Source organism: Fusibacter sp. (assembly GCF_057447755.1).
The window spans coordinates 1-13866 of the sequence record NZ_JBVBZF010000003.1 but is presented as its reverse complement, the minus strand read 5'-3'; the positions used below and the strand labels follow the sequence as shown (position 1 = coordinate 13866).

The 13866-nt window shown below is 41.7% G+C and carries 14 protein-coding genes and 2 riboswitches; of the genes, 13 read left to right on the top strand and 1 reads right to left on the bottom strand.

Annotated elements, in window-relative coordinates; translation table 11 throughout:
- Positions 1-42 precede the first annotated feature (42 nt).
- The 13 genes from AC220I_RS03135 to add all read left to right on the top strand — a co-directional run bounded on the left by AC220I_RS03135 (position 43) and on the right by add (position 12426).
- Positions 43-732, top strand: a complete 690-nt coding sequence (locus AC220I_RS03135) for an ABC transporter permease (protein WP_486722361.1) — start codon at positions 43-45, stop codon at positions 730-732.
- Position 733: 1 nt separating this feature from the next.
- Complete coding sequence (locus AC220I_RS03130; RefSeq protein ID WP_486722360.1) at positions 734-1390, top strand: ABC transporter ATP-binding protein; 657 nt, start codon at positions 734-736, stop codon at positions 1388-1390.
- Positions 1359-1862 carry a MogA/MoaB family molybdenum cofactor biosynthesis protein gene (locus AC220I_RS03125; protein WP_486722359.1) on the top strand — a complete coding sequence of 168 codons (504 nt, stop codon included), beginning with the start codon at positions 1359-1361 and terminating at the stop codon, positions 1860-1862. Before AC220I_RS03130 ends, AC220I_RS03125 begins: the two co-directional genes overlap by 32 nt.
- Positions 1863-1877: 15 nt before the next feature.
- Positions 1878-3119: a molybdopterin molybdotransferase MoeA gene (locus tag AC220I_RS03120; protein WP_486722358.1), complete on the top strand. Its 1242-nt coding sequence runs from the start codon at positions 1878-1880 to the stop codon at positions 3117-3119.
- Positions 3119-5017: a molybdopterin biosynthesis protein gene (locus tag AC220I_RS03115; RefSeq protein ID WP_486722357.1), complete on the top strand. Its 1899-nt coding sequence runs from the start codon at positions 3119-3121 to the stop codon at positions 5015-5017. The genes AC220I_RS03120 and AC220I_RS03115 overlap by 1 nt, the downstream gene beginning before the upstream one ends.
- Positions 5010-5966 carry a GTP 3',8-cyclase MoaA gene (moaA, locus tag AC220I_RS03110; protein ID WP_486722356.1) on the top strand — a complete coding sequence of 319 codons (957 nt, stop codon included), beginning with the start codon at positions 5010-5012 and terminating at the stop codon, positions 5964-5966. Before AC220I_RS03115 ends, moaA begins: the two co-directional genes overlap by 8 nt.
- A gap of 139 nt (positions 5967-6105) precedes the next feature.
- On the top strand, positions 6106-6579 hold the full coding sequence (gene moaC, locus AC220I_RS03105; protein WP_486722355.1) for a cyclic pyranopterin monophosphate synthase MoaC: 474 nt from the start codon (positions 6106-6108) through the stop codon (positions 6577-6579).
- Between the two features lie 2 nt (positions 6580-6581).
- Positions 6582-7046 (top strand): MOSC domain-containing protein, encoded by a 465-nt coding sequence (locus tag AC220I_RS03100; protein WP_486722354.1) that lies wholly within the window; start codon positions 6582-6584, stop codon positions 7044-7046.
- A 14-nt stretch (positions 7047-7060) separates the two neighbouring features.
- Positions 7061-7179, top strand: a riboswitch (molybdenum cofactor riboswitch).
- 49 nt (positions 7180-7228) lie between these two features.
- The gene (locus AC220I_RS03095) at positions 7229-9019 is read left to right on the top strand and encodes an aldehyde ferredoxin oxidoreductase family protein (protein WP_486722353.1); all 1791 of its coding nucleotides are present in this window, start codon (positions 7229-7231) and stop codon (positions 9017-9019) included.
- 77 nt (positions 9020-9096) lie between these two features.
- Complete coding sequence (locus tag AC220I_RS03090) at positions 9097-10146, top strand: radical SAM protein (RefSeq protein ID WP_486722352.1); 1050 nt, start codon at positions 9097-9099, stop codon at positions 10144-10146.
- Between the two features lie 35 nt (positions 10147-10181).
- Positions 10182-10406, top strand: coding sequence for a MoaD/ThiS family protein (locus tag AC220I_RS03085; protein ID WP_486722351.1), 225 nt, complete (start codon positions 10182-10184; stop codon positions 10404-10406).
- Positions 10407-10408: 2 nt separating this feature from the next.
- The gene (locus AC220I_RS03080) at positions 10409-11089 is read left to right on the top strand and encodes a HesA/MoeB/ThiF family protein (RefSeq protein ID WP_486722350.1); all 681 of its coding nucleotides are present in this window, start codon (positions 10409-10411) and stop codon (positions 11087-11089) included.
- 142 nt (positions 11090-11231) lie between these two features.
- Positions 11232-11331: riboswitch (purine riboswitch) on the top strand.
- Positions 11332-11430: 99 nt separating this feature from the next.
- Positions 11431-12426, top strand: coding sequence for an adenosine deaminase (gene add / locus AC220I_RS03075; RefSeq protein ID WP_486722349.1), 996 nt, complete (start codon positions 11431-11433; stop codon positions 12424-12426).
- Here add and mnmA read toward each other — a convergent pair.
- Positions 12410-13450 carry a tRNA 2-thiouridine(34) synthase MnmA gene (gene mnmA, locus AC220I_RS03070; RefSeq protein ID WP_486722348.1) on the bottom strand — a complete coding sequence of 347 codons (1041 nt, stop codon included), beginning with the start codon at positions 13448-13450 and terminating at the stop codon, positions 12410-12412. The two genes, add and mnmA, sit on opposite strands and share 17 nt — an antisense overlap.
- Positions 13451-13866: the final 416 nt, after the last annotated feature.

Sequence of the window (13866 nt, the reverse complement as noted above, 5' to 3'; positions counted from 1 at the left end):
TAAAAGTGCATCAATAAGACGCATAATTGAGGAGCTAAATAGATGAACTTCATCACAGAGGGCTTTAAAGAGGCCTTGCAGCTTTTATTAAGGTTAGATAAAGAGGTATATAAGATTATAGGACTGTCCATAGGACTATCCTTATCGTCTACCTTTTTTTCTGCCTTAATCGGCATACCTCTTGGCATATATTTAGGCATTAAAAAGTTCAGATTAAAAAAAGTCTTTACAAGATTTATCTATACAGCCATGAGCCTACCACCAGTAGTGGTGGGTCTGATGGTTGCTATTTGTTTGTCTAGAAGTGGTCCTTTTGGGACATGGGGACTTATGTTTACGCCTACTGCCATGGTAATTGCACAGGTGATTTTAGTTTCTCCTATTATCATGGGGATTGTATTTAACGCTTCAAAGGATAAGGGTATGGCGATTTACAACGTGGGCAAGACACTTGGCGCAAACAAGCTTCAAGTCCTTCAGCTCATGGTGGTAGAAATGCGCGTGACCATACTCATTGCCATTGTCACTGGCTTCGGACGTGCCATATCAGAGGTCGGCGCAGTCATGATCGTAGGGGGCAACATCAAAGATCATACACGTGTAATGACGACCTTTATCGCCATGAACAACAGCATGGGGAATTATGGCATGGCCATTGCTATGGGCATTGTACTCCTTTCTATTTCTTTTGGTGTTAACACAATCCTTTATCATTTTACGATGGGAGACTGATATGGATATCGAAATAAAAAAACTGCTGAAGCGGTATAAAGACAAGGTCGTTGTTGATATAGAGAGAAATATTTTTAAAAGTGGAAAAATTTATGGGATAATAGGAGAGAATGGTGCTGGTAAAACAACACTCCTGAAAATTATTGCAGGTCTTGAGCCTTTTGAACGTGGGTCTATCCACTATAATGGCAAATCCTTGGGAGAATCAGAATTAAAACGCATCACGTATTTGAGTCAGACCCCCTACATGATGCAGACTTCTGTCTACAATAACATTGCATATCCATTAAAAATCAGGGGGAAGTCCGAGGCTGAAGTCGGCCATCTCGTCCATCAAATTATGGATGAGTTTCAAATCACCAGTTTTAAAGATCAATTGGCAACTCAACTTTCAGGTGGTGAAGCGCAAAAGGTGGCACTTGCGCGTGCCTTGATATTCGATCCAGAAGTTGTCTTGTTGGATGAACCGACAGCAAGTATAGACAGAAACACCATCAAGACTATTGAAGAAGCCATTATCAAAAGAAATAGAGAGAAAAAAATGACAGTGATTACAATTTCGCATGATACAGATCAGATCAATCGGATAAGTCATGAAGTCGTTTTGTTGGAAAGGGGAAAAAATTATGTATACAGTAGGGGTAATTACGGCAAGTGATAAGGGGTCGAAGGGCCAACGTGAAGATTTAAGTGGCAAGGTAATTTGTGATATGGTCATTGAGGCGGGCTATGAGGTCGTGCAACAAGTGATTGTTCCGGATGAAAAAGAAGCATTGTCAAATGCCATGATCCACATGGCGGATGTCCTTGGCGTCAATTTGATTTTGACAACTGGCGGTACCGGTTTTAGCAAAAGAGATATAACACCTGAGGCGACTTTAAGCGTCATTGAGCGAGAAACACCAGGTGTTTCTGAAGCAATTCGCTACAACAGTCTAAAAATCACACCGAAAGGCATGTTGTCAAGAGGGGTTTCAGGCATACGGGGCAATTCTATTATTATCAATATGCCAGGAAGTCCCAAAGCAGTCAAGGAGACATTAGAGTATATTTTAAATCCTATATTTCATGGTATTCAAATTCTAGTTGGTGATGATTCAGAATGTGCAACACCGCATCATAAGGGATAAAGAAAGGATTTTAATATGCAGTTTTTTAAAATAATCACATTAAACGAAGCAATGGACCAAGTTATGACGATCGCAAATACACAAGGTCTTGAAAGTGAAAGGGTAGCCCTTCTTTCAAGTCAAGGTCGTGTTTGCAGTGAAAATGTGTACTCGAAGGTGGATATACCTTCTTTTGATAGATCAACAGTTGATGGCTATGCCGTGAAGGTCAAGGATCTTGCAGGTGCCACAGATAGCATTCCCGCAATGCTGACCCTAAAGGGCGATTCGATAATGGGAGAGGCAACCTGTGACGTCATCGAAAGTGGCCAAGCCATGTATGTGCCAACAGGTGGAATGCTTCCTGAGGGGGCAGACGGCATGGTGATGATAGAGCATACAGAAAAGATTTCAGAGGACATGGTATTGATATATCATCCTGTGGCCTTTGGTGAAAACATCATTTACTGTGGAGATGACCTTAAAAGAGAACAATTGATCTTATCCCATGGAAAACGCGTAAGTGCCTATGATATGGGTTTGCTAGCGGGTGCGGGAATTGGTGAATTATCTGTGTATAAAAAGATAAGGGTAGCAGTTTTATCCACAGGTGATGAGATTATCGATTGCAATGGCCCCATGAGCCTTGGACAAATAAGAGATATAAATGGCTATTCACTTGCAGGTGCAATTACGGCACTGGGTGGAGAGGTCGTATTCAAAGACATTGTCAAGGATGATATGGCTGCTTTGAGAGAAAGTGTAAATAAGGCTTTAGAGATGGCAGATGTCATCATCCTGTCCGGGGGGTCTTCTGTAGGGACAAGAGATTTCACCCAAAGGGTCATAGAGTCCTTTGAGGGTGGCAAGATTCTGGTACATGGTATTTCTATTAAACCTGGAAAACCCACAATTGTCGGTAGGGTTCAAGATAAAATGATATTTGGCCTACCCGGTCATCCGACGGCTTCGGCGCTTGTCTTTGAAGTCTTGGTAAGACCTTACATGGAAAAGCTATCAAGGCATGAGGCTAAGGCCATGGAAATTGTGGCAAAGGTAACTGAAAGTGTTCATTCTTCACCTGGAAGAGATACCTTTATCATGGTGACGCTTTTTAAGGCTCAAGAGGGTTGGATGGCTAAGCCCATACTTGGAAAATCTGGCTTGATTTCTTTGATGGCAGGTGCATCAGGCTATATTCATATAAAAAGTGATCAAGAGGGGCTTTATAAAGAGGAAGAAGTTGTCGTTACATTATTTAAAAGGGGTGAAATTTAATGGCCAAGCGCAATGTCTATATTTCAAACATGCCACTAGAAGAAGCACTTAATAAGTACAAAGAAGCCCTTTCTAATCCATTAAGACATGAGTCTGTCTCTGTCAGAGAAGCCTTGCAAAAAATCACGAGTCATCCGGTATTTGCAGAAAGATCATCCCCGAGTGATCCTTGTGCGGCAATGGATGGTATTGCCGTACTTTCTGAAAAAACGCAGGGTGCAAATGAAAAAAAACCAATGCAACTTGTGGAAACTGTAGATTTTGTCTATGTGAATACTGGTAATCTATTGCCGGATGGTTTTGACAGTGTCATTATGATTGAAGACGTAAAACCCATCGGTGATGGGCTTGTCGAAATTGTTGAGGCTGCATATGCTTGGCAGCATGTAAGACAAGTGGGAGAGGATATAATCGTAGGTGAGATGCTCTTGCCTTCACTTCATAAGATCAGACCTATGGACCTAGGCGCCCTCATTAGCGGTGGGGTTCAAAGTTTAAAAGTATTCGAATCCTTAAAGGTAGGCATACTGCCCACAGGCAATGAGATTGTTCAAGAGATTGAAGCCCTGACAAAGGGCAAGATAATAGATTCAAATTCCAGCGTCATAGAAGGTCTCTTGATTGAGATGGGTTGCATCCCAAAGGTATACAAGCCCTGTCAAGATGATCCTCATTTGCTCAAAGAGGCTGTTCAAAAGGGCCTAGAAGATAATCACATGCTCATTACAATTGCAGGTTCTTCCGCTGGCGCTAAGGACTTTACCGTAAGCACAATAGAGGCTCTAGGAGAAGTGGTCGTACACGGGGTCGCTATTAAACCAGGAAAACCAACGATTTTAGGCAAAATTAATGAGAAGAGTATCGTGGGGTTACCGGGTTATCCCGTATCTGCTTTCTTTGCATTTGAAGCCTTTGTAAAGCCGCTTATCCTAAGCTGGCAGGGGCAACTTGATTTAATGTCCTCCCATGAGGGCATACTGACTCAGAGGGTGGTTTCTTCACTCAAGCACGAGGAGCTTGTCAGGGTTACTCTAGGTGAGGTCAATCAAAACTGGGTGGTAACCCCTCTCAATAGAGGTGCTGGAACGACCATGAGCCTAGTGAAAGCAGATGGTGTTTTGACCATACCAAGGCTGTCTGAAGGGATTGAAAAAGGACAACGCGTTAACATTAAGCTCTTGAAGCCCCTTCACACATTGTCTGAAAGACTTGTGGTCATAGGCAGTCATGATCTTCTTTTGGATATCATATCAGATCGTATGCCAATGACTTCAACACATGTTGGAAGCTTAGGTGGCATTATGTCTCTTCTTAAAAACGAATGCCATATGGCCCCAATTCATCTTATTGATGAGAAGACGGGTGTTTACAATATTAGCAGTGTTGAAAGGTTTTTTCCAAATCGAAAAATGGCCTTGATAAAGGGTGTTAAAAGATTACAGGGACTTATGGTGCAAAAGGGCAATCCACATCAAGTGAAAGGCTTTGAAGACTTAAGACGAAAAGAAATTGCCTTCATCAATCGACAAAAAGGTGCTGGAACGAGACAGCTTCTGGATTTTGAGCTTATAAAGCGAGGGATTGCGTGTGAAGAGATTAATGGCTATCAAAGAGAAGCTATAACACACACTGCTGTTGCAGTAGCCGTTTCTTCAGGAAGTGCAGATGCAGGTTTAGGGGTTTATTCAGCAGCCAAATCAATGGATTTGGATTTCATCGAAGTCGGATACGAAGCCTATGACTTCCTAATCCCCCATGAACTACTTTCGGACTTTAGAGTCATGCGATTTATTGAGTGGATAAAATCCCCTTATTTCGAAAGACAGATGACTGAAATTGGCGGCTATTCACTGGAGGGCACAGGCGATATCATTGAGATAGGAGCAGCTTATGATTGATGGGTTTGGTAGAAAAATAAACTATTTGAGATTGTCCATTACGGATCGATGCAATTTAAGGTGTCAGTACTGCATGCCGGAAGAGGGCGTTGAAAAATTGAAGCATAGTGATATTCTTTCGCTTGAAGAAATAGATGAAATCATCAGTGCATTTGTGGACATGGGCATTGATAAAATTAGACTAACAGGTGGTGAACCCTTAATTCGAAACGGCATTGTCACATTGGTTGAGAAGATTAAAAACCACCCTGAGATCAAAGATCTTGCATTGACAACGAATGGGTTACTTTTAAAGACAATGGCCGAACCCCTCAAAGCGGCGGGGTTGGATCGTGTTAATATCAGTATTGATTCACTAAAGCCAGACAAGTATTTTAGAATGACCAGAGGTGGCAGCTTGGATGACGTCTTGGCAGGTATTGAAGAGGCTAAAAAAGTAGGCCTGACCCCCATTAAACTCAATGTCGTCATTATCGGTGGTTTTAACGATGATGAAATCGTGGATTTCGTCAAATTGACAGAGGACGATGATATAGACGTGCGCTTTATAGAGCTAATGCCCATAGGCGAGGTTGCCAAATGGTCCATTAAGAACTACTTGCCTAATACGGTGGTCTTGGACCGCGTACCAGACTTGGTCGAACTGGTGAGCAAGGATCCTTCTTCACCTGCAAAGTATTACAGACTGCCGAACGGCAAGGGCAGAGTAGGCCTTATAAGTCCTATATCATGTAAGTTTTGTTCAGACTGCAACCGTATTCGATTGACTTCGGAGGGTAAACTGAAGTATTGTCTGCATTCGGATGAAGAATTTGATCTCAAATGGGCCATAGATCAGAAATTGGTTTTAAGAGATTATATACAAGCGTCTGTCCTAAAAAAGCCATTAGAACACCAAATTGGCAAGACCAATACCGTACTTAGAAATATGGTCCAGGTGGGAGGCTAAGCCCCCAAAGGCCAAGATTAAATCAAGATTTAGACCAAAATTAAAATAAAAATAAAGTTCAATTAACAGTTAAAAAATGAGTTCAAGAAATGTCTCAAAATATAGGTATAGCCTGAGATAGGGTTTTTAGGAGGTCTTCATGACATTTACGCATTTTAACGATAAGGGAAGAGCACATATGGTGGAGGTCACCGAAAAAACAGATACACATAGGACTGCAATTGCAAGAGGTCAAATCCTTATGAAACCCTCTACCATAGAAGCCATTAAGCATTCAGCCATTAGCAAGGGTGATGTGATACAAGTGGCTCAAATTGCAGGTGTAATGGGTGCGAAAAGGACCAGTGATCTCATTCCCATGTGTCATCCCTTGATGTTGACCCATGTGACACTTGACTTTGAAATTTTAGAGGATCGCGTTTTGATAGAAGCCGTTGTTAAAACTGTTGGCAAGACTGGTGTAGAGATGGAAGCGCTCACTGCGGTTAACATTGCGGCACTTACCATTTATGATATGTGTAAGGCCGTGGACAAGGAAATGCAAATTGATGGCATCAGACTCGTAGAAAAATTAGGTGGTAAATCTGGACATTATATAAGACAGGGGGAATGAAAATGAATGGAAAAGTACTCGCGATAAATATCAGCAAGGTTAAAGGCGTTGTGAAAGAGACCATTCCTCAAGGGGAATTCCAGGAAGGACACGGACTTGTGGGGGATGCTCATGCAGGAAAATGGCACCGACAAGTGAGTTTGCTCGGACAGGAGAGCGTGGATAAGATGACAGCGCTTGGTGTTGAAGGCCTTTGCAGTGGTAAGTTTGCAGAGAATTTAACCACACAGGGGATTTGTTTATACGAGCTGCCAGTGGGTACAAAACTCATGATTGGAGAAACCATGCATGAAGTGACACAAATCGGAAAAGAATGTCACAACGGTTGCGAGATCAAAACACAGGTAGGGCATTGTATTATGCCTAAGGAGGGCATTTTTACGAGGGTGCTTAAAAGTGGTGTGATCAAAACAGGTGATGACATCGTGGTTTTGAATGATATTGGCACTCTTGAATCACAAGAATAGCATAGATTAATTTAAACTGTACCAAAATCCGAGTCAACCGCTCTAAAGCAAATGCCATGAGACTTGACCAATGGGTAGAATGGGAAACCGTGATGCCTCCCGATATTTGGAAAGGATTTGGAATAAATGTCACATTTATAAGCAATGCATTGCGTTGCGCCAAATTTTAAAGGAGGTTATTTATGTTCGGTTATCAAGGAAAAGTATTGAGAGTGAATTTGACAAAGGGTGCTTGTACAGTTGAAAAACTAGACGAAACAGTGGCAAAGAAGTTTGTCGGTGGTAGAGGTCTTGGTACCAAGTTGTTTACAGATGAAGTTTCTCCAAGTGTGGATGCACTTAGCGAAGAAAACAAGCTTTTCATCGTAACAGGACCATTAACGGGTACACCAACACCTACAGGCGGTCGTTACATGGTAATTACAAAATCGCCATTGACCGGCACAATCGCTTCTTCAAACTCTGGTGGCTACTGGGGGCCTGAACTTAAGTTTGCTGGCTATGATGCAATCATCGTTGAAGGTAAATCTGACAAACCGGTTTATCTCTGTATTGAAGATGACAAGGTTGAAATCAGAGATGCTGGTCATGTTTGGGGCAAAGTAGTGTCTGAGACAAGTGAAACGCTAAGTAAAGAAGTGGCTGAGAAATCGAGAATTCTTACCATTGGCCCTGCTGGTGAAAAGCTTTCAAAAATGGCTGCAATTATGAATGAAAATGACAGAGCTGCTGGTAGATCAGGTGTTGGCGCTGTTATGGGCTCTAAAAATCTTAAGGCTATTGCGGTTAGAGGCACAAAAAATGTTGAAGTGGCTGACGCAGAAGCATTAAAGCAAATTGTTAAAGATTGTAATGCAAAAATTAGAGAAAACGGTGTTACAGGTCAGGGCTTACCGGCTTATGGAACAGCGGTACTTGTAAATATTATCAACGAAAATGGTGTTTTCCCAACAAACAACTTCCAAACCTCACAGTTTGGTCAAGCAGAAGAAATCAGTGGTGAAACGCTTGCTGAAAAATACTTGGTCAGAAAAGATCCTTGCTACAGATGTCCAATCGCTTGTGGTAGATACTGCAAGGTAGACGATATTGAAGGTGGCGGTCCTGAGTATGAAACAATTTGGGCATTCGGCGGTGACTGTGGCGTTTCAGATATGGCTTCAGTAATAAAAGCAAATTACTGGTGTAACCAAATGGGACTTGATACAATCTCTGCAGGTGCTACGATTGCAGCTGCCATGGAACTCTATCAAAAGGGATTTATCAAGGATTCTGATTTAGGTGGTTTATCACTTGAGTTTGGCAACAATGAAGCAGTGGTTGAGTGGACAAAGAGAATGGGTCTAAGAGAAGGCTTTGGCGATAAGATGGCTGATGGTTCATACCGTCTTTGTGAATCTTATGGTGTTCCTGAACTTTCGATGTCTGTTAAAAAACAAGAGCTTCCTGCATATGACCCTAGGGCAATTCAAGGACAAGGCTTACAATACGCTACTTCAAACAGAGGTGGTTGTCACGTTAGAGGTTACTTGATTTCGCCTGAAATTTTAGGCTTGCCTGAGAAGTTAGACCGTTTTAGCTTAGAGGGAAAAGCAGGCTGGGTTAAAGTATTCCAAGATCTAACAGCCTTTATTGACGCTTCAGGCTTATGTCTGTTTACATCATTTGCTATGGGTGCTGGCGATTATTCTTCTATGATCAATGCTGTTATTGGCACGGATTGGACGCCAGAAGATGTATTGCTTGCTGGTGAGCGTATCTGGAATATAGAAAGGCTGTTTAACCTCGATGCAGGTATTGATCCTTCACAAGATACACTTCCTAAGAGATTGCTCGAGGATCCAATTGAAGCTGGTCCTTCTAAGGGCAACGTTGCAAGACTTTCTGAACTTCTCCCTGAGTACTATGAATTAAGAGGCTGGAGTGCTGACGGTATTCCAACGGATGCACGTAAAACAGTATTGGGATTATAAATGATATGCTGTTTAGTGATAAAGGAGGGTCTTAGGACCCTCTTTCTTTTAATGATTTATGTGATTAGGAGGTAAAAATGCCGGTTCAAAAGGTGTGCTTGGAGTTAACGGATGCTTGTAATCTAAATTGCACCATGTGCTATAGGCATTCATGGCATGAGGCCACGGTGGATATGTCAGACGAAATGCTGGAAGCAATCCTAACACAGATAGAGGGCATAGAAACCATAGATGAGGTTGTTGTGGGTGGCATAGGCGAGCCGACGATTCATCCGAAAATCATAGAGGTTTTAGAGCGCCTGTCTCCCTATAAGGTTAGCTTGACTACAAATGGGGTTAGTTTAAGCCCTGAAATCAGAGCGGCAATCGTTTCTTATGTGGATCAGTTAGTAATTTCTATAGATGGTCTTAGGGATAATTTTTTTGAGATTAGAGGGGTGAAATTAGATGCTGTTTTAAACCAGTTAATGCAAATCAACACCCTTAAAAAAAACCAAACTAAAGCGCAAAGAAAGAACTTACAGGTTATTTTTCAAATGGTCCTGTCTGCTACCAATAAGGACGATATTTTTGGCGTTATTGATTTAGCCAGTGAATATGGTGTGTCGCAGCTGATTGTTTCCAATATCCTGCCGGTTGACCTTGAGGAAAGTAGCCAGTGTCTGTACACCATGTACAAGGACCCGGAAATGGTCGCTTATTATAATCAAATCCAAAGGTATGCCCTAAAACGGGGGCTTGCGGTAAGATTATCAGACCATCATCTAAAAACGGAACGTCGATGTAGATTTGTTGACAATAACACAGCGGTGATCAATTCTAAAGGGGAGGTTGCACCCTGCTACCGATTTGCACATAGTGGCTCAGAGGTTGTGTTTGGCCGCTTGAAAAATATTCAAGCTCATACATTTGGCAATATCATGCATGAAGACTTAGGCACGATATGGCATTCGAGAGCTTATGAGTTATATCGAAATATGGTCTACAACAACCATTACCCCTCCTGTACAGATTGTGAACTCGTGGATGGGTGTGATATGGTAAATGATACCTTTGGTGATTGCTATGGAAATGCACCATCATGTGGTGATTGCCTCTGGGTGAGAAACTTGGTTTATTGTATATGATTAAAGTGTTGTTTGTGAAGATGAGAGGTGATTGAATGGAAATCAAAGTGAGATTGTTTGCAACTTTGAGAGAGGGTAGGGGCAAGGAGTTAATGGTTCAAATGGATGAAAGGCCAACGCCCCAAAAGATCATTGAGACCCTAGACATTAAAAAAGAAGATGTTGCAATCCTTCTGATCAATGGTCGAGACGGTAGTCTGGATAAGGTTTTAGAAGCAGAGGACGTCGTTTCCATATTTCCACCAGTAGGAGGGGGCTGAAGATGGATCGCTATCAAAAAAATAGAGAGATGCTTTCGACTCAAGAGTGTGATATGCTTCATGAAAAAAGAGTTTGTGTTGTGGGCTGTGGAGGCCTTGGTGGTTACGTGATAGAGATGCTTGGCAGACTGGGCATTGGCTATTTGACTGTCGTTGATGGCGATGATTTTGACATGTCAAATTTAAACCGTCAATTGCTTTCACAGGAAGACAACTTATCCCAAAGCAAGGCTTTTGAAGCCAAACAGAGGATGGCGGCAGTAAATTCTGAAGTGGAAGTAAACCCAATAGAAGCTTTTCTCACTGAAGAAAATGCCCTTGAAATCTTGAGTGCACACGATGTGATCGTGGATGCCACAGATGGCATAGCGACGCGCTTTTGTCTTCAAGAAATGGCAAAAAAACTGGAGATTCCACTGGTTTATGGTGCTATAGGGGGCTGGTATGCACAGGTTTGTACAATTCTACCGGGTGATGACACCTTGAATCGAATTTATAAATCGCATATTGGAAAGGGTATAGAGCAAAGGCTAGGAAACCCTTCCTTTACACCGGCGCTTGCCGCATCTACACAAGTCAGTGAAGTTTTGAAGCTCTTGCTAGGTAGAGGAGACCTTTTAAGACATAGGCTTTTGATTATGGACTTGTATTGGAATGACTTTGAAGTCATAGAATTTAAATAATCGTAAAAATACGCTTGAAGATTACGCGGTGTATATGGTAAAATGACTAGACCAAACGGTAAAGACGCTTATATGGGCAGTATTTATGAGTCGTTTTAGAACATTTTCACAAAAAAATTGACGTGGGGTCGGTAATTTTGTAAAATGTGAATTAATAAATCGTCGTATAACCCCATTAATATGGTATGGGGGTCTCTACCAAGCACCTTAAACGCTTGATTACGAGGAAGATGCAACATGCATTTTCTTCGTAATCAAGCGTTTTTTGACTTTATTGGGAAAATAGGTGTTATTAGGGGTAGATAAGCAACAAGCGAATGAAGACAAAGTGGAGGAAAGTCATGAATTATTTTAAAATGCCTAAAGTTGAGCTACATTGTCATCTTGATGGCAGCCTAAGACCCGAGACAGTCTTGGCGCTGGCTAAACAAATGAAGATCCCTTTACCAGATGAATCCATTGAAGGGGTATCGGCTTCTTTAATTGCGCCTATGGATTGTGATTCTTTGGATACTTACTTGAAACGATTTGATCTACCAATCAAGGTGATGCAGACGGAAGCAGCCATTGAGAGGGTTTCTTATGAACTCATGGAGGATGCTGCAAGCGAAAACGTGAAATATATTGAAATAAGATTTGCCCCCCAGCAGCATACACAAGAAGGCCTAAGCTATAAGGCAATTATTAGCAGTGCATTAAAGGGGATAAAAAGAGCAGAAGAGGCTTTTGAAATCAGGGGAAATCTCATCCTATCCTATATGAGAAATAGTGAGGTAAAGGGGATCTATGACCTTATAAACGCGGGCCAGCCGTTTTTAAGTAATGGGGTTGTGGCACTAGACTTATGTGGTGGTGAGTGTGACTTGTTTGCACCGCGTTTTAAAGAGGCCTTTCTCTATGCGAAATCCTTGGGATATCATGTGACAGTTCATGCAGGTGAGACGGGGATTGCACAAAATATGTCGGATTCAATTTTAATGCTGGGTGCGGAAAGGCTTGGTCATGGCGTTGCCATGATGGAAGATGCCAAGGCATATGACTGCGTGAAGACACACGGCATTTTTATTGAATGCTGTCCGTCGAGCAATTTGCAAACAAAAGCCATCTCCAATTTAAATGCACACCCCATTGCGGCATTTTTTGAAGATGGCATATTGGTAACCATGAATACTGATAATCGAACGGTTTCAGATACGAACATGACCAATGAGTTCTCTATTGTTCAAGAGGCTTTTGACCTTGGAAGAGCATTTGATGAAGCGCTTTATAGAAACAGTGTCAAGGGTGCCTTTGCTGATGATGACGTGAAAAATTGGTTGCTTACATTACTTGAGTAATAACACCGCCGCCGATTAAGAGGCTGTCTTGATAACAGACAACTGCTTGTCCACAGGATGGTGCTCTCACAGGTTTTTCAAATTTTATATGAGCAGACCCATCATCATGTGGCATCAGAATACCCTCATAGACTTCAGACCATTGACTTACAATCACCTTTACCTTAAGTGGAAAAGCGTGATAGCTATTGATTAAGTTAAAGGCCTTTGCATGGATTTCATATTTAAGGAGATCAGACTCCTCACCAAGCGTCACTTCGTTGGTCTTTGATGAAATATCGGTGACAACATACTTGCCGGAGAGCCCCTCGGCAAGTTTTCTTTTTTGACCCAGTGTATAAGCGGCTATGCCCTGGTGATAACCTAAAAAATTTCCGGCTTTATCCACAAAGCGGCCACCAACCATGGCCCTACTTTCCTTTTCTTTTAGAAAAACATCGTGTCGCTTGTGATCAATAAAACAAATACCTAAGCTGTCTTTCTTTTTGGCAGTTTCTATGTGAATTTTCTCAAAGTATTGACGCACAGTCTCCTTGGAATCAATGGTCCCCAAGGGAAAATAGAGCCTCGAGAGGGTTTCTTGCGTCAGGTGGTATAGGTTATAGGATTGGTCTTTTCGAGCATTGAGGGCTCTGTGAATTTCATATTCTGATTCTGTTTCGTTATACTTGACTCTTACATAGTGGCCTGTTGCAAAGGCCTCTGCACCGAGTGCTAAAACATCGTCGATAAGCCTACCATACTTAAAAATTCGGTTGCAATGGATACAGGGATTGGGTGTACCACCTTGCTCATAAGTGGTAATAAAGTTGCCGATGACTTCACGTTCAAAATCTAGCCTATAATCCAATACATAGTGTTCCATTTCTAGGGCCTGACAGACGCGTTTTGCATTTTCTATTTCAGCCACTTGATGATTGAAGAGAAACATGGTAACGCCAATCACCTCATGGCCTTGTTCCTTTAATAAAAGCGCAGTGGTGCTGCTGTCTATGCCACCACTCATGCCCACAGCAATTTTCATGTGTTTCCTACCTTTACTTAAAAATCCTTGTTATTTAACAATAGCATTATATCATGTTATCAATCCCAGTGTCATCAAATCCAATCAAGACTCAATTCACAAAGGATTGCATTATAAATCAAATCAAGACTCATTTCATAAAAGATTGCATCATAAATCGAAATAAGGATCATATGATCTAAAATACTTACAAGATATAGAAAATATTAGTGGCTTAAGGCTAGCCATGCCATTAAAAAAGCCCCACGGATTTTTAAAAAATCAGTGAGGCTATCGCTATATGTTTTCTCTACTATCGCCCATGAACGCCACAGCGATCATATTTGGACCAACGTGTGAGGCGATGGTCATTGAAAGTTCAGAAACGATGATTTCATATGGCTTAATTTGAGTTTGAATCATTTCCCTTAAGATTT